Annotated in this window: 23 protein-coding genes; 4 read left to right on the forward strand and 19 right to left on the reverse strand. The window is 75.2% G+C overall.

Going from position 1 to position 24,965, the window contains the following annotated elements; translation table 11 throughout:
• Positions 1 to 3: 3 nt before the first annotated feature.
• Positions 4 to 831, reverse strand: coding sequence for a nucleotidyltransferase domain-containing protein (locus ACIGG8_RS07355; RefSeq protein WP_396546262.1), 828 nt, complete (start codon positions 829 to 831; stop codon positions 4 to 6).
• Positions 832 to 1,080: 249 nt separating this feature from the next.
• Positions 1,081 to 2,637: a DUF6777 domain-containing protein gene (locus ACIGG8_RS07360; protein WP_396546263.1), complete on the reverse strand. Its 1,557-nt coding sequence runs from the start codon at positions 2,635 to 2,637 to the stop codon at positions 1,081 to 1,083.
• A 201-nt stretch (positions 2,638 to 2,838) separates the two neighbouring features.
• On the opposite strand from ACIGG8_RS07360, the gene ACIGG8_RS07365 reads away from it, so the two are divergent.
• Positions 2,839 to 4,191 carry a streptophobe family protein gene (locus tag ACIGG8_RS07365; RefSeq protein ID WP_396546264.1) on the forward strand — a complete coding sequence of 451 codons (1,353 nt, stop codon included), beginning with the start codon at positions 2,839 to 2,841 and terminating at the stop codon, positions 4,189 to 4,191.
• A gap of 15 nt (positions 4,192 to 4,206) precedes the next feature.
• Here ACIGG8_RS07365 and ACIGG8_RS07370 read toward each other — a convergent pair whose 3' ends face one another.
• From ACIGG8_RS07370 to ACIGG8_RS07390, 5 genes are all read right to left on the reverse strand, one after another.
• The gene (locus ACIGG8_RS07370) at positions 4,207 to 4,704 is read right to left on the reverse strand and encodes a hypothetical protein (RefSeq protein WP_396546265.1); all 498 of its coding nucleotides are present in this window, start codon (positions 4,702 to 4,704) and stop codon (positions 4,207 to 4,209) included.
• Positions 4,705 to 4,790: 86 nt separating this feature from the next.
• Positions 4,791 to 5,165: a DUF1304 domain-containing protein gene (locus ACIGG8_RS07375; RefSeq protein WP_350520901.1), complete on the reverse strand. Its 375-nt coding sequence runs from the start codon at positions 5,163 to 5,165 to the stop codon at positions 4,791 to 4,793.
• Entirely contained in the window at positions 5,153 to 6,220 is a 1,068-nt protein-coding gene (locus ACIGG8_RS07380; protein ID WP_396546266.1) for a serine/threonine-protein kinase, read from the reverse strand. Before ACIGG8_RS07380 ends, ACIGG8_RS07375 begins: the two co-directional genes overlap by 13 nt.
• Positions 6,217 to 6,831: a hypothetical protein gene (locus ACIGG8_RS07385; protein ID WP_396546267.1), complete on the reverse strand. Its 615-nt coding sequence runs from the start codon at positions 6,829 to 6,831 to the stop codon at positions 6,217 to 6,219. Before ACIGG8_RS07385 ends, ACIGG8_RS07380 begins: the two co-directional genes overlap by 4 nt.
• Positions 6,832 to 6,972: 141 nt before the next feature.
• Complete coding sequence (locus ACIGG8_RS07390) at positions 6,973 to 9,339, reverse strand: FHA domain-containing protein (protein ID WP_396546268.1); 2,367 nt, start codon at positions 9,337 to 9,339, stop codon at positions 6,973 to 6,975.
• Between the two features lie 173 nt (positions 9,340 to 9,512).
• Between ACIGG8_RS07390 and ACIGG8_RS07395 the strand changes: the two genes are divergently transcribed.
• Positions 9,513 to 10,862 carry an acyltransferase gene (locus tag ACIGG8_RS07395; protein WP_396546269.1) on the forward strand — a complete coding sequence of 450 codons (1,350 nt, stop codon included), beginning with the start codon at positions 9,513 to 9,515 and terminating at the stop codon, positions 10,860 to 10,862.
• A gap of 21 nt (positions 10,863 to 10,883) precedes the next feature.
• On the opposite strand, the gene ACIGG8_RS07400 is transcribed toward ACIGG8_RS07395, so the two are convergent.
• The 12 genes from ACIGG8_RS07400 to ACIGG8_RS07455 all read right to left on the reverse strand — a co-directional run bounded on the left by ACIGG8_RS07400 (position 10,884) and on the right by ACIGG8_RS07455 (position 22,781).
• Positions 10,884 to 11,672, reverse strand: coding sequence for a DUF3050 domain-containing protein (locus ACIGG8_RS07400; RefSeq protein ID WP_396546270.1), 789 nt, complete (start codon positions 11,670 to 11,672; stop codon positions 10,884 to 10,886).
• A 121-nt stretch (positions 11,673 to 11,793) separates the two neighbouring features.
• On the reverse strand, positions 11,794 to 12,762 hold the full coding sequence (locus ACIGG8_RS07405) for a transketolase C-terminal domain-containing protein (RefSeq protein WP_350520895.1): 969 nt from the start codon (positions 12,760 to 12,762) through the stop codon (positions 11,794 to 11,796).
• Positions 12,759 to 13,883 carry a thiamine pyrophosphate-dependent dehydrogenase E1 component subunit alpha gene (locus tag ACIGG8_RS07410; protein WP_396546271.1) on the reverse strand — a complete coding sequence of 375 codons (1,125 nt, stop codon included), beginning with the start codon at positions 13,881 to 13,883 and terminating at the stop codon, positions 12,759 to 12,761. Before ACIGG8_RS07410 ends, ACIGG8_RS07405 begins: the two co-directional genes overlap by 4 nt.
• Entirely contained in the window at positions 13,880 to 14,794 is a 915-nt protein-coding gene (locus ACIGG8_RS07415; RefSeq protein ID WP_396546272.1) for a phytanoyl-CoA dioxygenase family protein, read from the reverse strand. Before ACIGG8_RS07415 ends, ACIGG8_RS07410 begins: the two co-directional genes overlap by 4 nt.
• Positions 14,795 to 14,824: 30 nt before the next feature.
• Positions 14,825 to 15,811, reverse strand: coding sequence for a 4-hydroxyphenylpyruvate dioxygenase (gene hppD, locus ACIGG8_RS07420; RefSeq protein ID WP_396546273.1), 987 nt, complete (start codon positions 15,809 to 15,811; stop codon positions 14,825 to 14,827).
• Between the two features lie 51 nt (positions 15,812 to 15,862).
• The gene (locus ACIGG8_RS07425; RefSeq protein ID WP_396546274.1) at positions 15,863 to 17,119 is read right to left on the reverse strand and encodes a beta-ketoacyl-[acyl-carrier-protein] synthase family protein; all 1,257 of its coding nucleotides are present in this window, start codon (positions 17,117 to 17,119) and stop codon (positions 15,863 to 15,865) included.
• Complete coding sequence (locus tag ACIGG8_RS07430) at positions 17,116 to 18,732, reverse strand: class I adenylate-forming enzyme family protein (protein WP_396546275.1); 1,617 nt, start codon at positions 18,730 to 18,732, stop codon at positions 17,116 to 17,118. The genes ACIGG8_RS07425 and ACIGG8_RS07430 overlap by 4 nt, the downstream gene beginning before the upstream one ends.
• Positions 18,733 to 18,925: 193 nt before the next feature.
• Entirely contained in the window at positions 18,926 to 19,453 is a 528-nt protein-coding gene (locus ACIGG8_RS07435) for a beta-ketoacyl synthase N-terminal-like domain-containing protein (RefSeq protein ID WP_396546276.1), read from the reverse strand.
• A 13-nt stretch (positions 19,454 to 19,466) separates the two neighbouring features.
• Entirely contained in the window at positions 19,467 to 20,687 is a 1,221-nt protein-coding gene (locus tag ACIGG8_RS07440; protein ID WP_396546277.1) for a beta-ketoacyl synthase N-terminal-like domain-containing protein, read from the reverse strand.
• On the reverse strand, positions 20,684 to 21,004 hold the full coding sequence (locus ACIGG8_RS07445; RefSeq protein ID WP_396546278.1) for an acyl carrier protein: 321 nt from the start codon (positions 21,002 to 21,004) through the stop codon (positions 20,684 to 20,686). Before ACIGG8_RS07445 ends, ACIGG8_RS07440 begins: the two co-directional genes overlap by 4 nt.
• The gene (locus tag ACIGG8_RS07450) at positions 21,001 to 21,276 is read right to left on the reverse strand and encodes a phosphopantetheine-binding protein (protein WP_350520887.1); all 276 of its coding nucleotides are present in this window, start codon (positions 21,274 to 21,276) and stop codon (positions 21,001 to 21,003) included. The genes ACIGG8_RS07445 and ACIGG8_RS07450 overlap by 4 nt, the downstream gene beginning before the upstream one ends.
• Before the next feature lie 62 nt (positions 21,277 to 21,338).
• Positions 21,339 to 22,781 carry a class I adenylate-forming enzyme family protein gene (locus ACIGG8_RS07455; RefSeq protein ID WP_396546279.1) on the reverse strand — a complete coding sequence of 481 codons (1,443 nt, stop codon included), beginning with the start codon at positions 22,779 to 22,781 and terminating at the stop codon, positions 21,339 to 21,341.
• A gap of 184 nt (positions 22,782 to 22,965) precedes the next feature.
• On the opposite strand from ACIGG8_RS07455, the gene ACIGG8_RS07460 reads away from it, so the two are divergent.
• Entirely contained in the window at positions 22,966 to 24,060 is a 1,095-nt protein-coding gene (locus ACIGG8_RS07460) for an alpha-hydroxy acid oxidase (RefSeq protein ID WP_396546280.1), read from the forward strand.
• A gap of 44 nt (positions 24,061 to 24,104) precedes the next feature.
• The gene (locus tag ACIGG8_RS07465; RefSeq protein ID WP_396546281.1) at positions 24,105 to 24,896 is read left to right on the forward strand and encodes a class I SAM-dependent methyltransferase; all 792 of its coding nucleotides are present in this window, start codon (positions 24,105 to 24,107) and stop codon (positions 24,894 to 24,896) included.
• Positions 24,897 to 24,965 lie beyond the last annotated feature (69 nt).

The following is a 24,965-nucleotide window of genomic DNA, read 5'->3' on the forward strand; positions in this document are numbered from 1 at the left end:
GGGTCAGGGGCGGGGTGCCTTCTCGCCGTGCACGGCGGTGTACTCGGCCGCGAGCCACGGGCCCAGGTCGTCGATGAGCATGGTGAGGACGCCCCGGTCCACGGCGGGAGCGCGGTCAGCGGCCGGAGTACGGGCGGTGGCGGCGGCCAGGCGCATCCGGTCGGCGTGCTCCGGGTAGTAGGCGGCGAAGGCCTCGGCGGAGGCGGTGAGGTCGCTGGTCCAGCCGCCCCAGCGGGGCATCACCAGGGTGAAGCCGGTACGGACGATGCGGCGGGTGACCGCGCGGGTGAGGGCGCGGAGTTCGGCGTCCGTGGTGGCGGTGGCCGCGCGCTCGCGCCAGCCGGGGAGGGCCACGGCGAGGTCGCCGTTGGTCTCCCGGGCGAGCAGGGAGGTGGGCCGGTAGCGGGGGAGCCGGGTGGCGAGGTCCACGCCGAACAGCGGGGTGCACAGGCAGGCCACGAACCAGCCCAGGTCGTGCCGTTCGAGCTCGCTCAGCAGGGTGCCGGTGCCGAAGAGCAGCACGCCGACGCCGTCGACCTGCGCGAACTCGGTGTCCAGCGCGGCTTCGAGGGCGTCGGCGTCGGCCCGGTCCGCGGCCGTGGGCTCGTGGTGCAGGGCGAGCAGCAGGTCGAGGTCGGAGACACCGGGGCGGGCGGTGCCACGCGGGATGCTGCCGTAGAGGTAGGCACTGTGCAGCCGGTCGGGGCCGAAGCCGCGGGCGATCCGCTCGCGGGCCGCGCCGACGACCGGGGCGAACGGCGCCGGCATGCGGGTGAGCGAGCCCTCCCGGGCGATGAATCCGGCGGCGTCCAGGCCCTGAGTGGTGGTCATGGGGGGCACTCTGCCGCACCACCGGCCCGGCTGACCAGCGAGATATCCGGCCACCCGGTGGCTTGTCGGTGCCGTGTGCAAGCATCCGTCGCACACGAACACGGAGGGTGTGCGCGGGGATCGGCACGGGCACCCGGGGCGGCCGTCGGCGACCGATGACCGACGACCGGCCACTGGCGGGCCCGGAGGCGTGCCGCTGCCACCGGCCGGGAGTCGGACGGTGGCAGCGGGGCGGAGCCGGACGCCCGGTCAGCTCGGCGTGGCCGCCTGCGTGGTCGAGCACGGCGGGAGGGTCGACGGCGCCGTGGTCGCACAGGTCGCGGCCTGCGACCTCGCGCTCGTGGTGACGGTGGTCGCGGCCGATGTGACGGTGGTGGTCGGTTTTCCGGCCGTCGTGGCCGTAGTGGCCGTGGTGGCCGTGGTGGCCGTGGTGGCCGTGGTGGCCGTGGTGGTGGCGGTCGAGGGCGCGGTGCTCGCCGTCGACTTCGTCGCGGACGGCGTGCCCGTGGAGGTCGTCGCCGAGGAGGACGACGGCCCGCCCGAGGAGGTGGTCGAGCCCGAGGTGGTGGCCCCGGACGTCGTGGCACCCGAGGTGGTGGACCCGGAGGTGGTCGAGCCCGAGGTGGTCGAGCCCGAGGTGGTGGCCCCGGAGGTCGTGGCACCCGAGGTGGTGGCCCCGGACGTCGTGGCGCCCGAAGCGGTCCCGGAGGCCGGCGAACCCGACGGCGTGGTCGGCTTCCACACCGCGGGCGGCGGCACGCCCGGCGCGAGGGGGCCCTTCGGCGGTTCGACGGGCTTGTCCACGATCCGGATCTGCCCGGTCGCCCGGGCGAACCAGCCGCCGGTGTCGATGTTCACCAGGACGATCGCGGTCACCGGCTGCGGCGCCGGCACCACCACGATCAGCGAGGACGGCTGGAAGCCCGTCCAGGCCTTCCCGGTGTACTTGGCGTTGCTCATCAGCTTCGGCGGCCCCAGCGGGTTGCCGCAGGCGCAGCGCACCCTGGGCACGCCCTGGGCGTCCACCAGGACGGCCGTCCCGGCCTGCAGCGCGGACTGGTACTCGACCGAGGCCCCGCCCTTGTAGCTGTGGTTGGTCACCCGGGTGTCCACCCGCAGGTACGCCGGGGTGAGCGAGCGCAGGTAGCCGGGAATGTCGGCCTGCGCGATGCCGGCGCCGGCGGCCCAGGCACGGCCGGTGTCCCCGGTCGAGACCATGCCGATCAGGCGCTCGGTGTCGCAGCTGGACTTGCCCATCGCGCCGCCGTACAGCCCCGCGGAGGTCCCCTCGACGCTGTGCAGGGCGGCCGACGTACTGCCCGCGGACGTTGCGCCGCCCGGGTGGGTGGTACCGCCGGGCTGCTGCGCCGGCGAGGTGGCGGGAGCGGGCGCCGTCATCCCCTGGGTTTCCACCGACGGGGTGAACGGGGCGGGCCCCGGGTCCGCCGGCGCCTGCAGGGCGACCTCGTTGGCGGCCGGGATCGCCTCGGTCTTGCTGCCCTGGTTGCTGACGATCACCACGGTGGCCACCACGGCCACCACCAGGGTGCCCGCCGCCAGCGCCAGCCCCTTCGGGGAGCGCCACCACGGGCGGTGCGGCCGGCCCCCGGAGCCACTGGAACCGTTGCCACCACCGGAGGGCGGCCCGGAGTCCCCGGGCGGGCCCGAGGGCGGCGGGGGCACGGACGACGGCCCGGAGGTGCCGCCACCGGACGGCGGACCGGCCAGCGGGCCGGACGGGGGGCCGGACGGTGGGCCGTACGGCGGCTCGGTCGGTGGTCCGGACGGCGGTGGTTGGGAGGTCATCGAGGCTCCGTTTCGCAGGCGGCCGGCGATCGCGTTCGGCACGGGAAGCTCCTGCCACTGGCTTCCCTTTCTCTCCCGGCGCCCCGCCCTCCGCAACAGCAGGTGCCCGGGGCGTCGCCGAGCGTGCGCCCCGGGCGTCGGCCACCCTGGAAGCCGAGCGGGCCCGAGAGCCGGAGGCCCGTCGAGCGACCAGGAGGCGGCATGGAGCAGCCCACGACCCGGGCCGCGGGCCCGCCCGGCGCCGTCCGCGGCTGGCTGGACGCGCTCGCCGTCGTGCTGGCCGGAGTGGTCGCGATGGCGGCGGTGGCCGCGCTCGGCCTCTGGCTGGCCGGCGCCGCCGACCTCCCCGACGGCGGCTTCGCCTCGGTGGTCGCGGCGACGCTGGCGCTCGCCGTCGGCGGATCCGTCCAACTCGACGGCGGCGCGGGCGGCTTCGCCGCCGTGGACGCCGGGATCACGGCGATGCCGCTGACCGTCTCGGTGGTCGGCGCGGTCACGATGGCCGAGGTGCTGCTGCGTCAGCTGCGCTTCCGCGCGGTGGCCGGCGGGCGTGAACTGCTGGGCCGGCTCGCCCGGACGGTCGTCCTGTGGGTGCTCGCCCTCGTCCTGCTGACCCTCGCCGCCCGGCACAGCTTCGTCGTCCCGCTCGGCGGCGACCTCGTGCAGTCGATCGGCGGCGCCCTCGGGCTGACCCCGGAGGTCGGCTTCCACGCGGAGGGCCCGAGCACCGTCGGCATCGGTCTGGCGTGGCTGCTGGCGGTGCTCGCGGCCACCTTCGCGGTGTCCCGCCGGGCGCCGCTGCCGCCCGCCCTGGTGCGCCACCAACTCGCCGTCCGACCGGCTGCGTTCGCACTCTGGACGGTACTTCTGGCGTACCTGGCGATCGGCGCGCTGGCGGGGGTGCTGACCGCCGTCGTCAACGGCAACGCCCGGCAGACCATGGCGGTGCTGCTGCTCGCCCTGCCCGACCTCGCCTGGATGGCCTTCGGCCTCGGGCTCGGCGCCGAGTGGCACGGCCGGTTGAAGGGCGCACTCGGCCTGCCCGTGCCCAAGCCGCTCGCCGAGGTGCTGCGCGTGCCGGACGGGCAGGAGGCGACGGTCGACCTCGGCACCTTGGCGGACCAGGACGCGCGCGCCTGGTGGCTGCTGCCGCTGGCCGCCGTCGTGCTGCTCGCGGCCGCCTTCCTGGCGGCCCGCCGTTCGCCCCGCACCGTCCGGCTCTGGCAGCACGCCGTCCGGTTCGCGCTGGCCGCCGCCGTCACCATGCTGCTGGTGGGCCTGTGGACCCGGATGGACGCCGAGTACGGGCTCTCCGTGCTCGGTGTCGGCCTCGGCGAGGGCGGTGGCCTGGACGATCTGATCGGCTCCGTCCTCGGCGGCTCCAACCCGGTGGCCGGCCTCGGCAGCGGCAGCCTCACGCTGCGCCCCTCGCTGTGGACGGCCGTCCCGCTCGCGGCGGGCTGGGGCCTGGTCACCGGCGCCCTCGGCGCGCTGCTCGCCACCCGGGTGCGGCACCGGGGAGAGGTCACCGAGCAGGAGGCGGCGGGGAGCTGACGGGCCGGCCGGGGCTCAGAACAGCCGGTGGCCCTGGACCAGGGCGGTCCTGGTGCCGTCGTCGCGGACGTGCCGGAGTTTCCTGACGCCGCTGTGCATCTTCGCGCTGAACAGCAGCGAGGGGCCGATGATCACGCCCGCGGCGGCCAGGGCGAAGAGCAGCCCGATGTTCTGGGTGCTCCGGTCGTCGCCCTCCTCGACGGTCTGGCCGCCCAGGTGGATCAGCATCGGGACGGTGGCCAGCAGCGAGAGCAGCAGCAGCCAGCCCAGCGCCCGGTGCACCAGCTGCTTGGCCCTCGCCCGGGCGGCGCTCTCCACCCGGACGGAGAACGCCCGGAGGCATCGCGGGCAGATGAGGGCGATGTCGCGGTCCCCCTCGGCGGGCCGCGGCGCGCCGCCCTGCGGCACGTGGGAGACGCTCCACCTGACCGTCGTCGCGGTGGGTCCGTGCTCCACGCTCACCCTGCAGCCGAGGCTCACCACGTATCTGTCGCCGATCGTGGACTGTGCCACCGTGCCACCCCCAGACGCCGCCGCGACCGTCACGGGGCAGGCGGATTGTAGCCGTGCCCGCGGCCGGTGAAACAGATGACGTCACGTCAAAAGGCCTCGGACAGAAGGATCACCGCCGCCGGGACGGCCTGGCCGAGCGCCCCGCGCCACAGCCTGGGCTCCGAGACGAACAGGGTGATCCCGCCCGCGACCATGAAGGCGGCGATGTAGAGGATCACCGCGCGGCCCGAGCCGCCGTGGCCGGAGTGCAGCAGGACCAGGCCGGTGACCAGGCCGAGGGCCAGGAAGAGGTTGTAGAAGCCCACGTTGAAGCGCCAGAGCCGGACCTCCGGGGCGTCCGCGGTGTTGCCGGTGAGCAGGTAGCGCACCCGGGGGTGTCCGTAGAGGAAGCTCTCCAGCGGCCACGCGACGAGGTGGATCGCGGCGGCGACCATGGCGAAGACCTGGCTCACGGCATCCATGACGAGCGGCTCCCTCCGGACGCGAACGGGGACGGCCACGCGGGCGGCGGGTGGACGACCGGCGAGGCCCAGGCGGGGGGCTCCGGCACCGCGCGGGGCACGCGCGGGTCGAACGCCGGGACGACCTGGGTGGGCGGCCCGCCGCCGCCCCACCGGGCCGCGTCGGGGGCGTCGGCCGCGGTGGTGGCCGCGCGCAGCTCGGCGATGAACTGCAGGCAGCTCGCGTACCGCTCCTCGGGCGTCTTGGCGAGCGCCCGGGCGACCACCGCCGTCATCGCGGCCGTCAGGTCGGGCCGGTGCTCCTCCAGCGCCGGCGGCGGGTCGTTGAGGTGGGCCCAGAGCAGTGCGAGGTCGCTCTCCCGGCGGAACGGCGGGGTGCCCGCGAGCATCTCGAAGACCACGCAGCCGAGGCTGTACTGGTCGCAGCGCCCGTCCAGCGGCCGGCCGGAGATCTGCTCGGGCGCCGCGTAGTCCAGCGTGCCGACGATCTGGCCGACACTGGTCAGCCCGCTGAGCGACAGGGACTTCTTGGTGAGCCCGAAGTCCGCCAGGTACAGGTGCTCGGGGTGCTCGCTGTCCGTGCCGGCGGCGACCAGCACGTTGCCCGGCTTGACGTCCCGGTGCACCAGGTCGTGGTCGTGCGCGGCGTCCAGCGCGGAGGCGATCTGCAGGGCCAACCGGGTGGTGCGCTCGACCGAGAGGGGGCCGTCCCGGTTGATCAGGGCGCGCAGGTCGCCGCCCTCGACGTAGCGCATCGCGATGAACAGGATGCCCTCGTGCTCGCCCGCCTGGAACACCGGGATGATGTGCGGGTGGTCGATCGCCGCCGCGGCCTCGGACTCGTGGATGAAGCGCTGCCGGAACACCTCGTTGCGGGCCAGCTCGGGGGCCAGCAGCTTGACCGCGACGGTCCGGTGCAGCCGCAGGTCCTTGGCCCGGTAGACCACGGCCATGCCGCCGCGGCCGATCTCGCTCTCCAGCCGGTAGTCCGCGACCTTCCGCCCGACCAGGCCGGCGGGCAGGCTCGGGGCGGACGGCTGCTCGGCGGAGGTCACGGCTCACCGGCCTGGGTGGGCGCGTACGGGCCGCCCACCGGCGACGGCGACGCCCCGGGCGCGGGCGACTGCGCCGGTGCCGGCGTCGGCGTGTGCCGCGGGGAGGGCTCCGGTGCGGCGGGCGCCGGCTGCCGGTCGGTGGCCGCGTACGTCTGCAGCTGCAGCCCGTCGCAGAAGCACCAGCGGTCGTGCACCGGGTCGAAGGCCCAGAGCGCCTCGCCGTCCACCACCAGGCCCACCCGCAGGCCGCGGGTGCGCTCCCGGAACGCCTCCAGGTCGAGGGTCCCGGCCGCGAGGTCCTCCAGCAGGGCGCGGTAGCGGGCCAGCGCGGCCTCCGCCTCGGCGAGCGCCGGGCGCGGATCGGCGGTCCGGGCGGGCGGGCCCCCGGCGGCGGGCGGCGGCTGCGGCAGGGCGACCAGCAGCCGGCCGTCGACCCAGGCGCTCCAGCCGTTGGAGCACAGGACCTGCGCCCAGTCGCCCTGGCGGCCGAGCAGCTGCAGCGGGAGCAGCGCGTCGAACCGCGCGGACGGCCGTGCCGGGTCCGGGGCCGTCCAGGAGGCCAGTCCGCCCGGCGGGGCGACGTGGGTGGGGCTGAACACGAACTCGTCCATGGGCGGCTACATTTCCTCCGCCGCGCGACCCCCGCCGCGCGCGGCACGACTCGCACCACAGGGTCGGTTCCCACTCTACCGGCGGCGGCCCGACCCGGCGCCGGGCGCGGGTGCACGCCCGCGCCCGGGCCGGCCCCCGGGCTACTTGCGCATCACCGAGGGCTCGTGCCGCCGCAGCAGGGCCAGCACCACCAGGCCGTACGCCACCGAGAGGCCGAACATCGCGCCCATCCCGACCAGCCAGCCGGTGCGCTCGTGGCGGAACATCGGGTCCGCGGTGATCGGGGACGGGATGGTCAGCCCGTTCAACTGGACCGTCCGGGCCATGGAGGACAGGCCCCACCGCGAGGGGAACAGCCAGGCGAACTGCTCCAGGCCGGGCACGCCGACCAGCTTGAGCATCAGACCGCTGAGGACGATCTGGACGATGGCGAGGAGCACGAGCAGCGGCATCGTGGTCTCCTCCTTGTCGACGGCGGCGGAGACCACCAGGCCGAGCATCATCGCCGTGAACGCGAGCACCGCGACCGCGATGATCAGTTCGGGCAGCTGCGGCATCAGCACACCGCTCGTCACCGGCGGCGGGGAGCCCGGACGGGGCTCGGCGGAGAGCTTGACCCCGCCCAGGCCGACCACGGTCAGCACCGCGGCCTGCGCCACCGTGACCGCCCCGAGGACCACCACCTTCGAGACCAGGTACGCCGATCTGGACAGGCCGACGACGCGTTCCCGCCGGTAGATCGCGCGCTCCTTGACGATCTCGCGCACCGAGTTGGCCGAGCCGGTGAGCACACCGCCGAGACAGAGCGTGAGCAGGCAGTTGATGGCGTTCTCGTCGGTGAGCCGGGAGCCGGCCATCACCCGGCACATCAGGCCGATGATGAACGGCAGCGCGATCATGACGGTGAGGAACAGCCGGTCGGCCGCGAGCACCGCGGAGTACCGGCGCACCAGCGTGCCCAGCTGGGAGAGCCAGCTCTGCGGCTTCTCGTGGCCGATCGTCGGCGCGGACGCCGCGGCGTCGTGCGGCGGGTGGGCCGCCTCGGCCGTCACGTACCGCTGGTACTGCAACGAGGCCCGGTAGCGGTCGCGGGCGACGCCCTCGGTGTCGCTCTCGAAGGCCTCGAAGGCCTCCGGCCACTCGTCCTGACCGAAGTAGTCGAGCGCCTCGCCGGGCGGCCCGTAGTAGGCCGTCCGCCCGCCCGGGGCCAGCACCAGCAGGCGGTCGCAGACGTTCAGGCTCAGCACGCTGTGTGTCACCACGACCACCGTGCGGCCGTCGTCGGCCAGCCCGCGCAGCATCCGCATCACCGAGCGCTCCATGCCCGGGTCCAGCCCGGAGGTCGGCTCGTCGAGGAAGAGCAGGGACGGTTTGGTCAGCAGCTCCAGGGCCACGCTGACCCGCTTGCGCTGGCCGCCGGACAGGCTGGCGATCACCTGGTCGGCCCGTTCGTCCAGGCCCAGTTCGTGGATCACCTCCAGGACTCTGGCCTCCCGCTCCTGCGGGTCGGTGTCGCCGGGAAAGCGCAGCTCGGCGGCGTAGGTGAGCGCGCGGCGGACGGTCAACTGGGTGTGCAGGATGTCGTCCTGCGGGACGAGCCCGATCCGGCGGCGCAACTCGGCGTAGTCGCGGTAGAGGTCGCGTCCGTCGTACAGCACCGTGCCCTGGTCGGCGGGGCGCAGCCCGGTGAGCGCGTTGAGCAGCGTGGACTTGCCCGCTCCGCTGGGGCCGGCCACCGCGAGCAGGGTCTTCTCGGGGAGCGGGAAGCTGACGTCGTCCAGCAGGACCCGGCGGTCCGGGCCGACGTGGACGACCAGGTGCTGGACGTCCAGCGAGATCTCGCCGGTGTCCGTGTACTCGACCAGCCGGCCGTCGACCAGGCACAGCGCGGAGTGGCCGATGCCGACGATGTCCGCGGGGCCGACCGGGCCGCGCTTGACCGGGCGGCCGTTGAGGTAGGTGCCGTTGTGGCTGTTCAGGTCGACGATCTCCTGACTGCCGTCGGGCAGTTCGCGCAGCTCGGCGTGGTGCCGGGAGACCACCAGGTCGTCCAGCACCAGGTCGTTGTCCGGCGAGCGGCCGATCCGCACGGTGCGGCCGGGCAGCTGGAGGACGGCGCTCGGACTTCGGAAGACGCCGGAGCTCTCCGGGGCGACCAGGACCGTGCGCTCGTCCGGCGCCGGGGCGGGCAGGCCGGCGAAGGTCGCGGACGGGCCGTCGGCCGGATCGCCGAACCGCAGCCGGGTGCCCGGGCCGACGTCCTCGCGGCTGACCCGGTGGCCGTCGTCGAAGGTGCCGTTGGTGCTTCCGACGTCCTCCAGCAGCCAGTGGCCGTCGGTGGCGCGCAGGATCGCGTGGTGCCAGGAGACCCGGGGGTCGTCCAGCACGATCTCACTGGTCGGGTCGCGGCCGACGTGATAGGCCCGGGTCGGGTCGATCAGCTGGGAGTCGGTCTCGGTGACCAGGACGAGGGGTGGCGCGGTGAGTGCGCCGACGCGCTCTCCCATGCTGGGAATTCTATCGCCGGTGGGCGCGAACGGCCTTCCCGGACCACAGGATTGGACTGGACCACTGTGCCGTGGTGGCACTATCGTTCGGCGTGCCCGCGCGTCGCCGGGCGTCGGGCGTCGGCGAGTGCCGGGCGTCGCAGGGTGTCAACGAATGCTTCGGAACGGAACCCATGAGCATCTGGCCCCGGTTGCGCCGATCCCGGACCGTCCGAGCCGGGCGCGCCACCGGCCGGGTGCTGCGCTGCGGCCTGATGGACACCATGCTCGCCGACCTCGCCGTCTCGGTCGTGCTCTGCTTCGAGCAGCCGCTGGGCGACGACCGGCTCGCCGCCGGCCTGGCCCGTGCCCTGGAACGGGTGCCGGTCTTCGCCGGGCGGCTGCGCACCGTCGACGGGGTCCTGGAAGCGGTCTGTGACGACTCCGGCGTGCCGCTGGAGGTCTACACCGTGGACGGCACGCTCGCCGAGGCGATGGGCCGGGTCACGGCGGCCGGCTCCGAACTGGTCGACCGGCTGGACGCACCGGGCGCCCGCACCGGCGGCGCCCCGCTGCTCACCGTCCGGGTCACCCGCACCGCCGACGGCGGGACGCTGCTCGGCTGCTCCTGGCACCACGCGATCGGCGATCTGCACAGCTTCATGCTGCTGCTGCGGATCTGGTCGGCGGCGGTCGAGGGGGAACCGCTCCCGGAGGCCGAACTCGTCGCCGACCAGGACGAGTTGCTGGACGGTGCGCTGCCCGCCGAGGACTGCGGGCGGCCCGGGTTCCGGGTGCCCGCGCCCGCCGAGGCCGAGCTGCTGGCCCGCGAGGTGGCGGCCGGGCCGCGCGCCAACCGGACCGTGCAGATCGCCTTCACCGACACCGAAGTGGCCCGGATGCGCGCGGAGTTCGGTGCCGCGGCCGGGCGCAGGCTGTCCGCCGGGGACGTGCTGTGCGCGCATCTGCTCGCCACCCTGCGGGAGTTGGACGGCGACGACGCCGAGCGGATGCTGACCGTCCCGGTCAACGCGCGTCGCTGGCTCGGCCTCTCGCCCGCCCTGGTGGGCAACCTGCTGAGCGAGGTGCACGTGCCGCACCGGCCCGGGGACGGCCCGGCGGCGCTGGCCGGCGCGCTGCGGGCGGCGGTCGAGGAGTTCCCGACCGCGCACCTCAACCTCCGGGCCAACCTCGGCTTCCTGGCCGCGCTCGGCCGCTCGCGGCTGCGCGAGTGCGTACCGCTGGGCTTCGACCCGCAGGCCCGCCGGTTCAGCTTCTCCAACTGGAGCCGCTTCGGCGCCTATGCGGTCAGCTTCCAGGGGCAGCGCCCGGTGTTCTTCAGTCCGGCCGCCAACTACCCGCTGCCGTGGGTCTGCTGGACGGTCGAGGGGTTCCGCGGCGAGGGGTGGCTGACCACGGTGGTGCTGCCGGCCCGGCTCGCCGCCCGGGTCCGCGGTGCGGAGGGCCGGGCGGCGCTGCACCGCTTCCGGACGGCGGCCGACGAGCCGCCCGCGTCGGCCGCCGTGCTGCCGAAGGTGATCTGAGCGCCGTCCGGGCGCCGGACGCTACCGGAAGGACCGCTCGATCCCGGTCCACAGCCGGGAGCGGGCCTGCAGTGCGGTCTGGACGGTCTCGGCGCAGGAGTCCCACTTGGCCTGGTCGTCGCCGCACAGGTCGATCAGCATCTGCATCGCCATCGGGGTGTGCTGCTCGCCGTCGACCTCGATGTGCCGGGCCAGGTAGTCCTTGAAGACGGTGAGCAGGCCGTCCGGGTCGTCGATCGCGATCACCTGGGCGAACATCTCGGGGATCAGGTCCTCGCGGCCGAAGGCGAAGGCCGCGGCCCGGCAGTGCACCGGGGCGTTCTCGATGACGGACCAGGTCGTGCTCGTGAAGTCCACGGCCGGCTGCGGGACGTCGGCGGCCTTCAGCGCCTCCGGCACGGCGGACCCGGTGCCCAGCAGGGCCAGGAACGCCTCCACCGGGCGCGGGTCGGCGCCGGCCCGGCGCATGCCGTCCAGGTACAGCTCGAAGTGGCTGGTGTAGCCCTCGCCGAGCTCGTCGCTCTCCTCGACCAGCACGATCTCGTTGATCAGCCGCCGGCTGGCCGTCGGGCCGCCGGGCACCCACGGGACCTCGACGCAGGTCAGGTCGCGCTGCAGGCTCTTCAGCAGCGACATGAAGTCCCAGACGGCGAAGACGTGGCTGTTCAGGAAGGTGCGGACGCGCTCGATGTCGGTGAGCGCCGCGTACACGGAATGGCCGACCACCTCGCGGCGCAGCGGGTCGATGGCCTGCTGCAGGCTGGTCAGTCCGGGGTGGGAGCGGTCCCAGTGGTAGCGGTTGGCGGACATGCGGGCTCCTTGTCGGTCACGGGGTGTGCTGCGGGGGTGTCCCGCGTGGTGCTGCAGGGGTGCCGCGGGGTGTGCCGGGCACGGGGGTGTCGCGGCACTGGCTTGCGGGGGCGGGGGCCGGTCAGGGGTGCTTCATGACGGCGTACAGCGCGTGCCGCAGCTGGTCGCGGCTCGGCTGCACGGCCCGGTCGAGGGCCGGGGCGAAGGGCAGGACGGCGCCGTCGGGCCGGGTGATCCGGCGCGGCGGGGCGATCAGGCGCAGTTCCTCGGCGGCGGTGGCCAGCACCTCCGCGCCGAAGCCGCAGCTGCGGTTGGAGTCGTCGATCACCACCAGTCGGCCGGTGCGCTGCAGCGAGTCGGCCAGTGCCTGCCAGTCGAAGGGGTGGACGGTGCGCGGGTCGAACACCTCCACCGAGACGTCCGGCGCGACCTCCTCGGCCACGGCGAGCGCGTCGTGCACCAGGTGCCCGAGGGCGACCACGGTGACGTCGGTGCCCGGGCGGTGGATCCGGGCCCGGCCGAGCGGCACCGGGGCGAGCTCCCGGGTGACGGTCTCGCGCACCGGCAGGGCGGCGGCGGGCGCGAACACCACGACCGGGTCCGGATCCCGGATCGCCGAGCGCAGCAGCCCGTAGGCGTCCGTCGGGGTGGCGGGCACCACGGTCTTCAGGCCGGCGTGCGCGAACAGGCTGTACGGGTGGTCGGAGTGCTGTCCGGCCCAGCCGTCCCTGGAGCCGGACCCGGGGACCAGGCAGGTCAGCGGCACGGCCGCCTGGCCGCCGGTCATCAGGGAGAACTTGTGCGCCTGGTTGACGAGTTGCTCGAAGACCAGGAACAGCAGCGAGGGGATCTGGAACTCCAGCACCGGGCGTCGGCCGGCCAGCGCGGCGCCGACCGCCATCGCGGTGAAGGCCTGTTCGGACAGCGGGGTGTCGACGATCCGGTCCGGGCCGAAGCGGTCCAGCAGGCCGAGCGTGGGCCCGGCCAGGCCGGCGCCGATGTCCTCGCCGAAGACGCAGACCGCGGGGTCGGCGGCGAGTTCGTCGGCCAGCGCCCGGTTGAGCGCCTTGGTGTACGAGAGCCTGGTCACGGTGTCGCTCCCGCCCGGGCCCGCAGCCCGTCCGCGTACAGGTGGTCCGATGCGCCCGCCGGGTCCGGGTGCTCGGAGGCGAGCGCGAACTCCTCGGCGGAGGTGAGCTGTTCGGCCACCGATCGGTCCAGCCCGGCGAGCGCCTCGGGGTCGACCAGGGCGGCGGCCCGGGGGAGCGGGTCGCGCCCGCGCCAGGCCTCGACCTCCTCGGGGGTGCGGTAGCGCAGTTTCATCCGGCGTTCCATGGTGTGGTGGCCCTCGTAGCGGTAGGTGCGGCACTCCAGGAAGCCGGGGCCGCCGCCGTCGCGCGCCCGCTCGACGGCGCGCAGGGCGGCTGCGCGGACGGCCTCGGTGTCCATGCCGTCCACCTCCTCGGCGGGGATGCCGAAGGCGGCCGCCCGGCCGGTGGCGCTGCCCGCGACGGCGGTGGCGGCGGGCAGGGTGGTGGCGTAGCCGTTGTTCTCGCAGACGAACAGCACCGGCAGGCGCCACATCGCGGCGAGGTTGAGCGATTCCAGCAGCACGCCCTGGTTGAGTGCGCCGTCGCCGAAGAAGGCCACTGCCACCGGGGTTCGCCCGGGCGGCTCCTGGCCGGTCCGCGCCTGCGGGTCGGCTTGTGGCGTCGGGGCGGCCTGCATCTGCCGACCGGCCTGCTCCTGGCGGGCCGCCCAGGCGGCGCCGACCGCGATCGGGGCGCCGGCGCCGACGATGCCGTTGGCTCCGAGGATGCCCAGGGAGAGGTCGGCGGCGTGCATGGAGCCGCCCCGGCCGCCGTTCAACCCGTCGACGCGGCCGAGGAGTTCGGCGAGCAGCCGGTGCGGTGCGGCGCCCCGGGCGAGCACATGGCCGTGGCCGCGGTGGGTGCTGGTGAGCCGGTCGGCCGGGCCCAGCGCCGAGCAGACACCGACCGCGACGGCCTCCTGCCCGATGTACGGGTGAATGCCGCCGGGGATCGCGCCGGACTTCACCAGGCCGAGCGCCAGCTCCTCGAAGCCGCGGATCAGCCGCAGCATCCGGTAGCGCTCGGCGGGCGTGCCGAGCGGGGCGGGGGCGCCCGGCGCGCGCACCGCCTCCGCGGGAAGGGCTGCGGCCGGTGTGGCCGTGTCCGGGGGAGCCGTCACGGCCGTCCCCGCCAGACCGCCGGGCAGAACCGCGGGTCGGCGTAGTCCGGCCGGCCGTCGGCGGTGCGGCGCACCAGGACGTCGTGGTTGTACACCACGGGGCTGCCGTCCGCCCGGTCGTGCCGGTGGTACTCGTTGGCGGCGTCCTGCAGGTGCAGCGAGACGGCGCGGCGCGGGTAGGAGGCCAGGTTGGGGCCGCTGCCGTGGTAGGTGCGGCAGTGGTGGAAGGACATGTGGCCGCGCGGGATCGGCATCGGGACCTTGGTCACCTGCTGCCCGTTGTGGGCGGCGTTGGCGGCCAGGATGCCGTCCAGTTCGGAGCGGTCGCGGTCGGCGAAGTGCCGGGTGGAGTCCTCGCCGGAGGGCAGCTCCCGCCAGCGGTGGCTGCCGTCGACCATGGTGATGGTGCCGTTCTCCTCGTGACAGTCGTGGAAGGGGATGAAGGCGGTGAGCATCTCCTGCGAGGTGCAGGTCTGCCAGTAGTGCTTGTCGAAGTGCCACGGCACCCGGTTGCTGGGCTCCCCGGGCACCGGCGGCTTGTAGATCAGGGTGGCCTGGAAGATCCGGATCTCCTCCGTGCCGGCGAGCAGCGCGGCCACCGCGCCGACCAGCGGCTTGCGCAGGACGGCGCCGATCGCATCGCTCTCGTAGTGGACGTAGTCGTTGTGCCGCTGGACGGGACCGTCCGAGGGCTGCCAGGACGCCAACCTGGGCGGACGGACGGGCAGTTCGCGGTCGCGGTGGCCGGCGTAGTACAGCTCGGTGGCGGCCTGCAGGGTGTCCAGCTCCTCGTCGCCGAACAGCCGGCGGGACAGGTACCAGCCGTGCTCGCGGTAGTGGGCGACCTCGTCGGGGGTGGGCAGCAGCGCGCGCTCGGCCTCGGTGAGCCGGAACTCGGCGGTCGTGGTCATGGTCGGGCCTCCTTCGGGGGTGCGGGGTGGTCAGGCGGAGGCGGCGGAGCTGTGCCGCTTGATGGCCTCGTACAGGGCCTTGATGTTCGCGGTGCCGAAGGTGCCGGCGCCCTGGCGCTCGATCAGTTCGAGGAAGTAGGTGCGCCGGGGGTGGGTCGAGCGGGCGAAGATCTGGAACAGCTGGCCGCCGTGGTCCTGGTCGACCAGGACGTGCAGGTCGCGCAGGGTCTCCACCGGGATGGCCGTCTCGCCGAAGCGCTCGGCCAGGACGTCGAAGTAGGCGCCCGGGGTGGTCAGGAACTCCACGCCGCGCGCGCGGACGGTCCGGACGGCGGTGGTGATGTCGTGGGTGCTGAAGGCGAGGTGCTGCACGCCGGCGCCGCCGTGGGCGGCCAGGAACTCGTCGATCTGGCCGGGTCGGCGGCCGGTGTCGGGTTCGATCAGGGTGAAGGTGACCGCGCCGGAGGGGCTCTGCACCACCTTGGAGTCCATGGCCTGCTCGCCGACCTCGATGTGCTCCTCGAAGATCGTGTGGAATCCGAGCGCGGCCTCGCAGAACCGTACGGCGGGGGCGAGTTCGCCGGCCGGGAGGCAGATCGCGACGTGGTCGAGCGCCTCCAGCAGGCTCGGCTCGGGGGCGGGCCCGTCGGTGGGCAGCGGGACGAGGCGCAGCGCGGTGTCGCCGAAGCCGGCGATCAGCGCGCCGGCGCGGTCCAGGACGCGGGCACCGTGCCGTTCGGCGCGTTCCAGTGCGGCCTGCGGGTCGGTGCAGCCCAGGGCGAGGACGGCGACGCCGTCCCCGTGCCGGGCGACGAAGTCGGCGACCGGGTGCTCGGGGTCGGCGGCGGAGGCCAGGTGCAGCCGGATGGTGCCCTGGCGCAGTTCGACGGTGCGGGTGCCGTCCGGCGCGGTGGCCGGGGCGTCGGCGGTGAAGCCGTAGTCGGCGCAGAGCCCGGCCGCGGTCTTGTCGGCGTCGGCGCAGTGGAACTCGGCGTGGGTGATGGTCTGGACGGACATCGGGATCTCCCCCCGGAGGGATGGCAGGTGGTGGATCGGTGGGCCGGCGCGCTATCCGGCGGCCCCGGCCCGGGCGGGGCCGAGGACGAGGCTGAGGTTGTGGCCGCCGAAGGCGAAGGCGTTGCTCAGCGCGGCGCGCACCGGGGCGGACCGGGCGCTGCCCCGGACGTGGTCGAGGTCGCAGGCCGGGTCGGGGGCGGTCAGGTTGAGTGTGGGCGGCAGCGTCCCCCTCGCCACCGCCAGGGCGGTCACCGCCGCCTCCAACGCGCCTGCGGCGCCCAGGAGGTGGCCGGTGGCGCCCTTGGTGGAGCTGACCGCGGGCCGGTGCGCGCCGAAGACGGCGTGCAGGGCCGCGGTCTCGGCCACGTCACCGAGCTTGGTGCCGGTGCCGTGGGCGTTCACGTAGTCGATGTCGCCCGGGGCCAGGCCCGCGCTCGCGAGCGCGGCGCGCATCGCGTCGGCGGCGCCGGTGCCGTCGGGCCGGGGCATGGTCGGGTGGTGGGCGTCGGTGGAGGCGCCCCAGCCGATGACCTCCGCGTAGCCGCCGGCGCCGCGCGCCCGGGCGTGCGCCGCGCTCTCCAGGACGAGCACCGCGCTGCCCTCGCCGAGCACGAAGCCGTTGCGCCGGGCGTCGAAGGGCCGGCTCGCCTGCTCCGGTTCGTCCCAACCCTGCGCCAGTGCGCGGGCGTTGGTGAAGGCTGCGGCGATCGTCGGGTGCAGCGAGGATTCCGTGCCGCCGCACACCACCACGTCCGCGTCGCCGGCCCGGATCAGCCGCAGGCCCTCGGCGATCGCCTGGGCGCCGGCCGCGCAGGCCGTCACCACGGCGGAGCTGTACCCCCGGATGCCGTGCTTGATGGCGACCCGGGCGGCGGCCATGTTGGAGAGCATGCCGGGCAGCAGGTACGGGCTGACGCCGGGGCGGCCGCGTTCCAGCCGGCGGTGCGACTGCTGCTCGAAGGTCTCCAGCCCGCCGCCGCCCGTCGCCAGCACCACGGCGGTGCGGTGCGGGTCGGCGTCCCGGCCGACCACCAGGCCCGCGTCGGCGAGCGCGTCGTCCGCGGCGGCCAGCCCGAGCAGCACGAAGCGGTCCACGCAGCGGGTCTCGGTGGGCGGCAGCACCTCCCGGCCGTCCAGGGCGGGGGCGATCCCGGCGGCGGGCAGCCAGCCGTGCGCGGCGTGGCCCTCGGGGACGGCGCGGATGCCGGAGCGGCCGGCGGTCAGCGCCTCGAACACCTCGGCGGGCTTGCGGCCGAGCGGGGTGACCAGGCCGATGCCGGTGACGACGGCGCCCTCGCGGCCGGTCACGCGCCGACCGCCGCGAGGTGGCGCTGCCGCAGCAGGACCTTGCGGACCTTGCCGGTCGGGCCGAGCGGGATGTCGTCGCCGGAGACCACCGACACCCGGCGGACGGTCGCGGCGGTGGGCCCGTCCAGGGCGGCGAGGACGGCCCCGGTGCGGTCGATCGACGGGTCGGCGCCCTCGGCGAGGAGCAGCAGGACGTCGGTGACCACCCGCTCGCCGTCCCGGAACGCCACCACTGTGCAGTCCAGCACGTCCGGGTGGGCGGCCAGCACCCGCTCCTCCGACATGGCGGTGAACAGCCTTCCGCCGTCGCCGAGTTCGACCGAGTCGACGGCCCGGTCCACGTGGTAGTAGTAGCCGTCCTCGTCCCGGTACACCAGGTCCCCGGTGAGGAAGCGGCCGCGGACCCGGGTGCGGAAGGTGGTGGCCGAGTCGTTCCAGTAGCCGAGCGCCAAGGTCGGTGAGGCGGTGGCGAGTTCGCCGACCTCGCCGGGGCCTAGCGGTTCGCCGTCCGGGCCGAGCACCGCGCAGTCGACGAAGGCGTGCGGGCGGCCGACGCAGCGGCCGTAGCGCTCGGTGCCGGGGCCGTGGGTGATGAAGAAGTGCGAGTGGCCCATCTCGGTGGAGCCGAGGCCGTCCACGAACTGCGAGCCGGGGACGCGGGCGCGGCCCGCACGGGTGACGGTCTCCCGGCTGCCGGTGGCGATCAGGCGGCGGATGTGCACCTCGTGCGCGCAGTCGCCGGTGTTCCACCAGAGCGCGACGGAGGTGAGGTCCCGGGTGGTGAGGTCGTGGCGGGCCAGGTCGGCCCAGGTGGCGGCGAAGCCGACCACCCCGGTGGGCCGCCACCGCTCGATCGCCTCCAGCACGCCGTCGCCGGACTGCCGGGACAGGAGGGCGAGCCGGGTGTGCGAGCTGAGCGCGAGGTTGAGCGCGATCAGGGTCGCGGCGTGCGGTGCGGGCAGGGCGCTGAGCATGCGGTCCTGGCCCTGCGGGCGGGGCAGCCGCAGCCGGTGGCGGATCGCCGCGTAGAGGCTCGCATGCGAGTGGACGACGGCCTTGGGCAGGCCGGTCGTGCCGGAGGAATGGGTGATCGCCACCGGATCGCCGGACCAGTGTCGGTACGGCTCCGGGGCGTCGTCCGGGTCGCCCGCGCCGAGGGTGCCGATCTCGGGCAGCAGGGGAGCGCCGGGCTCGTGGCCGGCCAGTAGGGCGAGGTGGGCCGGGTCGGCGAGGACGCCGGTCGCGCCGAGGCGGGAGATGTAGCGGGCGGCGCGCTCGCCGTCCAGGTTCGGGTTGAGCAGGGCGGGGACGGCGCCGAGCCGGGCCAGGGCGAGGAAGGCCAGCACGTGGTCGGCGGCGTCGCTCGCGTAGACCACGACCGGGTCGCGCCGGGTGACGCCGAGCGCGTGCAGGGCGGCGGCCCGGGCCCGGACCGCCCGGTCGAGCTCGCGCAGGGTGAGCGGCTGCCAGGCCGGGTGGTCGTCCACCGGGGTGTCGAAGGTGAGCAGCGGCTCGTCGACGTCCTGCCCGAGCGCGATCCGGGCGGTCAGGACGTTGCCGGCGCCGACGTCGGGGTCGTCCGCGAGCAGGGTGCGGAGACTGCGGATGGTCACGGGGGTGGATCCCTCCCTCGGGGCCGCTGGACGGCCCGGGCGGCTGATCGGATGGCAGCGTCGGTCGGCCGCGCGCGGGCGGCAGGGGCGCTCGGGACTGCTCGGGGCGTGCAGGGGGTGCAGCTCGTTCCGGGCGTTCGGGGTCGTGCAAGGCGGGCGGGGGTTCAGGACGTTCGGGGCGTGTTCGGCGGGTTCAGGCCGTCGGGCCCGCGAGCAGGACGGCCGCGGCGTGGTCGCCGTCGGGCGTCTGCTCGGCGCCGACGACCAGCACCCGGTCGGCGTCGCCGTCGGCGAGCAGCAGTGCGGCGAGTTCGTACGCCTCCGCCGGGACGCGGCCGGGTTCGGCGGCGGTCGGACAGATCGCCACGACGGGGCCGGTCAGGCCCCAGCGGGCGGCGATGTGCCCGAGGACGGCGTTGGGGTTGGACTGGAAGAACAGCAGCGGGCCGGTCCGTCGGCCGGGTTCGGCGCTCTGCTCGATGGCCCGCGCGGTGGCGAGGTCGCCGCTCGCGCTGGCCAGCAGCAGGGCCGTCCGCCCGGGGGCGGGTGGCGGGCCGTGGTGCTCGCGCAGGCAGCGGTCGGCGGTGTCGGCGACCAGCGGGTTGAAGCCGGAGGCCGCGAAGCCGGGCAGCGGTGGCGGTGGCCCGGTCAGGCCGGGGGAGGGGCGGCGGGCCTCGGCGAGGACCCGCAGGCCGTGGGTGTGGTCGGCAGCGGTGGTCATGGTGGTGTCGGTGTCATCCCGGGGCCAGCAGCAGCGCGGTGTTGGCGCCGCCGAAGGCGGAGTTGAGGCTGAGCGCGTGGGCGGGGCGGGCGGTGCGCGGGCCGTCCAGGACGAGGTCCAGGCCGACGTCCGGGTCGGGGCCGAGCCAGCCGGCGTTGACCGGAAGTCTGCCGGCGCCCAACGCGCCGACGAGGACGGCGAGTTCGAGCAGGGCGGAGGCCTCCAGGGCGTGCCCGTGCACGGACTTGCTGGAGCTGACCGGCAGGTGCCCGGTGTGCGGGCCGAACACCCGCCGCAGGGCGCGGGCCTCGGCCAGGTCCGCCAGGGGGGATCCGGTGCCGTTGGCGTTGACGTAGCCGACCTCGGCCGGTGCGACGCCCGCGCGGGCGAGCGCGGCCTCGATCGCTCGGGCCACCCCGGTGCCGTCCGGTTCGGGGCGGCAGACGTGGTGGGCGTCGCCGGCCCGGCCCCAGCCGGCCAGCCGGGCGAGCACGGACGCACCGCGGCGTTCGGCGGCCGCAGCGGCCTCGACCACGACGGCCGCGGCCGCGTCGCCCAGCAGGGTGCCGGTCCGTCCGGCACTGAACGGGCGCAGCTCGCCGTCGCGGGCCAGTGCGCGCCCGGCGTCGAAGACGGCGAACACGCCCGGCTCGACCAGGTGGACGGCCGCGACCAGGACCCGCTCGTGCCGTCCGGTGGCCACCGCCGCGGCGGCGTCGGCGACGGCGGTCGCGGCGGCGACGCAGGCGCCGGTGTACACCCGGCTGACGCCCGCGGCCGTCCGGCCGGCGCGGAGCCCGGCGGCCACCGCGTCGACGGTGGCGCGGGTCCGCTCGTCGCTGTGCAGCGCGAGCAGGACGGGCAGTGCGGTGCCCTCGGTGGCGCCCGGGCCGGCCTGGTGGCAGGCCTGGGCGATCGCGTCGAGCACCGCCACGGCCGGGGCGGGCGAGGCGGGCGCCGGCCCGGAGCCGGGCGCAGGGGGGCTGGTCGGCGGCGCGCTCGGCAGTGCTGCACCGGACAGCAGGGCGTCGGGCAGCAGCGCGGCCCGCTTGGTCCGGCGGGCCCGCACGTCGAAGCGGGTGACCGGGCCGAACGTGGCCTTGCCGTGCGCGGCGGCCTCGGTGAGCGCGGCGAGCCCGCGCCCGGCGGCGCTGAGCACGCCGACACCGGTGACCACCGGCCCCGCCCGGCCCAGCGGCCCGGGAGGTCCTGCGCCCGTGGCGGCGCCGCTCACGGCCGGGCGCCCGTGGGCTCGGCCGGACCGGCGCGTTCGGCCAGGACGGCGCGCTCGCTCAGGACGGCGCGTTCGGTCAGAACGGCGTCGCGCAGCAGGGCGGTCGCGTCGTCGACCGTCCGCACCGCGCCGAAGCGCTCGTCGTCCAGGTCCAGCTGCAGGCCGTAGCGCTGCTCGAACTCGGCGACGAGCCAGGTGAGTTCGAGTGATCCCAGTTCCTCGGGCACGGTGTCGGCGGCGCGCTGCCCGAACGCCGCCAGCATCGTGAGCACCTCGGCCCGCTCCGGGAGGTCGTCCGGACGCGGGGTGCCGGTCACGCGGCGCTGCCGGAGGTGGCGGCGAGGGCGTCGATCCGCCGGGCGACGTCGGCGGTGAACTCGTCCAGGGTCATCAGCGCCGTGGTCTCCATCTCGTCCAGGTCGAACTTGATCCCGAACTCGTCCTCGACCTGCACCGAGAGGTCGGCCAGCGCGAGGGATTCGAGGTCCAGCCCGGCCGGGCCGAGGTCGGTGTCACCGGTGGCCTCGGAGACGTCGTACTGCATGTCGGTCAGGGCGGCCAGGACGAACGCGCGGATGCGGTCCTGCATGGTGGTGGCTCCTTGTCGGGGTTCTGGTGCGTACGTGCGGAGGTGCGCGGCGGGGCGCCGGGTCAGCGCGCGGCGGCCGCGCCGGCCGTGGCGGAGCCGCGCAGGGCGGCCGGGTCGCGCAGCAGCTTTCCGGTGGAGGTGCGGGGGAGGACGGGGAGCAGGGCGAGGCGGCGCGGCCGCTTGTAGGCGGCGAGGCGGCGCTCCAGTCCGGCGTGGAGCAGGGCGAGGTCGGCGTCGGGTTCGGTGGCCAGGTAGGCCTCGATCGCGCCGTCGTCGAAGACGACCACGGCCTCGCGTACCCCGGGCAGTGCGGTGAGGGTCTGCTCGACCTCGGTGAGGTCGACCTTCAGACCGCCGATCGACACCTGGGAGTCGAGTCGGCCGAGCACGGTGACCAGACCGTCGCTCCCGTCCAGCCCGGCGGCGTCCCGGGTGTGCAGCCAGCCGTCCGACCAGCGCGTCGGATCGTCCAGGCCGGGGTACGGGGAGGACGCCGCGGAGAGCTGCAACTCGCCCTCCACCAGGCGCAGTCGCATCCCGTGGACGGGGCGCTTGGCCGGGTGGAGGGTGCCGTCGAGGTCGGTGGCGATGACCCCGGTCTCGGTCATGCCGTACATGGTGCCGAGCGGGACGCCGTAGCGCTCGGTGAACAGCGCGGGCAGGCCCGGGCGGACCAGTTCGCCCGCGACGATCATCCGTCGCAGCCGCGGCAGCGGCGGGGGAGCGACCGTCCCCGCCAGCAATTCGGCGTGGAACGGCACTCCGATGACGGTGGTCGGCCGGTCGGAGCCGGCGACTGCGGCGAGGATGCCCGCCGCCGTCATCCGCTCCGGCACGGTGAGTGCGGCACGGGCGTGCAGGCCGTTGAGCAGCCCGCCGACCAGGCCGAGAACGTGCACGACCGAGGAGAGCAGGACGACCCGTTCGCCCTCGCCGGGGAACTCCACCAGCCTTCGGTAGCAGTCGAGTTCGCGCAGCAGGTCGCCGGCGCTCCGGGCGATGACCTTGGCCGGGCCGGTCGATCCGGAGCTGAGCTGGATCAACGCGTGCCCGGTGCGGGCCAGTCGTCCGTCCGGCAGCGGGACGGCCACCGGCTCCACCTCGGAGAAGCCGCGCAGTGCCGCCGCGGGCCGGTGGGCGGAGCCTACCAGCACCTGCGGGGCCAGCCGCGCGACCGCCGCGTCGATCTCGTGGTCGGTCAACCGGTGGTCGAGCAGGGCGACTTGGGCGCCGAGCCGCCAGCATGCCAGCAGCACCGCGACGAACGCCACCGAGGGCGGCAGCCGCAGCGCCGCCGTCCCGCCGGGGCCCAGCCCGGCCGTCGCCAGCCGTACGGACTGCTCGTCGACCAGGGCGCGCAGGGCGTCCCGGTCGAGCGGCGCGCCGAGGTGCAGGCACTCCTCGCCGCCGGGGCCGGCCAGCAGCAGGCGGTCGACCCAGTCGTCCGGTGCGTCGGGGTGCGGCGGTGCCGCGGAAGGCGGAAGTGGAGAGGAAAAGCCGGTCAACGCGGCTCCACACAAGAGAGGGGATTTGACATGAACGCCGTTCACAACCAAAGCGGTCAATTCCGTTGCCAGACCATGGCACAGACGTTTGGTCAAATCAAGGTCTATACCAATGTGGCCGTTGCTCCTACGCTGCCGAACCGGGAGCGGCCCGCGCGTGGCCGTCCGGGAACGAGGAACGCCCGTGGGAGTACTCACTCTGGCCGGGATCGAGCGCACGGCGCGCGAACAACTTTCCCCGGAAATCTGGGATTTCATCGAAGGCGGCAGCGGGGCGGAACGCACCCTGGCGGCGAACCGGGAGATGTTCGGGCGCTATGCGCTGCGCCCGCGCACCCTGGTCGACGTCTCGGACTGCGACCCGGCGCTGACCCTGCTCGGCGCACCGCTCGCCCTCCCGCTCGGCATCGCCCCGATGGCCTACCACCGCCTGGTCGATCCGGAGGGCGAGACCGCCACCGCACGCGCCGCCGGCCGCGCCGGCGCCCTGCTGGTCGCCGGGATGTTCGCCAGCCGCACCCTGGAGGAGATCGCCGGGGCCACCACCGGCCCGCTCTGGCTGCAGCTGTACTGGCTGCGCGAACGCGCCGTCCTCGCCGACCTGGTGGAACGCGCCGAGGCCGCCGGCTACCACGCCCTGGTGCTGACCGTGGACGCCCCCCGGATCGGCCGCCGGCTGCGCGACCTGCGCAACGGCTTCGCCGTCCCGCCCACCGTCCGCGCGGTCAACCTGGACCCGGCCCTGATGACGGCCAGCCACCGTGCCGCGAAGGGCAGTTCGGGCATCGCCGAGCACGCCCGCGAGCAGTTCGACCCCACCCTGAGCTGGGGCGACCTCGCCTGGCTGCGCGAACGCACCCGGCTGCCGCTGGTCCTCAAGGGCATCCTCACCGCCGAGGACGCCCGGCTCGCCGTCGAGCACGGCGCCGACGCCGTCCTGGTCTCCAATCACGGCGGACGCCAACTCGACGGAGCCGTACCGGCGCTGGCCGCCCTGCCCGAGGTCGTCGACGCCGTCCCCGCCGACCTGCCTGTGCTGCTCGACGGCGGCGTGCGCACCGGCGCGGACATCGCCGTCGCCCTCGCCCTCGGCGCCCGCACCGTGCTGGTCGGCCGTCCCGCGTTCTGGGGCCTCGCCACCGACGGCGAAGCCGGAGTCCACCGCGTGCTCGGCCTGCTGCGCGAGGAACTGGAGCACACCATGGCCCTGTTGGGCCGCCCCCGGCTCGCCGACCTGGACCGCACGACCCTCGCCCCCTGGCCCTGCGCCCCGGGCTGAACCGCGCGGCACCCGCGCCACGTACCTTCGAGAGGAAGACCCGGATGACCGATCAGAGTGCCCGATTCCCCGGCTGGGACTGGGACGATCCCGACGGCCTGGCCACCCGCCTGGACGCCTTCAGCGCGCAGGTCGCCACCTGCGACACGCTCGAAGCGCACCCCGGCGGGCTGCCGCACGACCACGCGGACTTCCGCGAACTCGGCCTCACCGGAATCGAGTTCGCCGCGTTCCGGACCGCCCACCCGCAGGGCCTCGGAACCGACCTCGCCGCCCTGTGCACCTCGCCGGGAGGCGGCCCGCAGGCCACCGCCGAGCCCGGCACCCTGTACCGCGTCGACGGCGACCGCTGGTTCCTCCGGCTCGACATCTCCGAGCCGCTGCCCTTCGCGGACGCGAGCGTCGACTGGGTGTACGCCGAGCACCTCATCGAGCACGTCACCATGCCCGTCGCGGTCGGCTGGCTGCGCGAGGCCCGCCGGGTGCTACGCCCGGGCGGCGTCCTGCGCCTGACCACCCCCGACCTCGCCCGCTACCTGGTCGGCTACGCCACCGGCGACGGCTTCCTCGCCAAGCACCGCCGACGCCTGACCACCCTCGGCTTCGGCCCGCCGATGCCGGCCCGCCCGGCCTTCCTGGTCAACCAGATCTTCCGCCACTACGGCCACCAGTGGATCTACGACCTGGACGAGCTGCGGCACGTCCTCGCCCTGGCCGGCTTCGCGCCCGAGCGGATCCGCCCCTGCGCCTACCGGCAGGGCGCCCGGCCGGACGTCGCCGACCTCGACACGGCGTTCCGCACCGACGAGACGATCTACGTCGAGGCCGACCGCTGACCACCCCGGAAGCGTCCGCTGTCCGCCGACCCCCGAACCGTCCGCCGACCACCGACCCCCCGCTCCAGA

The organism is Kitasatospora sp. NPDC085464 (assembly GCF_044541955.1).
Classification (GTDB): domain Bacteria; phylum Actinomycetota; class Actinomycetes; order Streptomycetales; family Streptomycetaceae; genus Kitasatospora.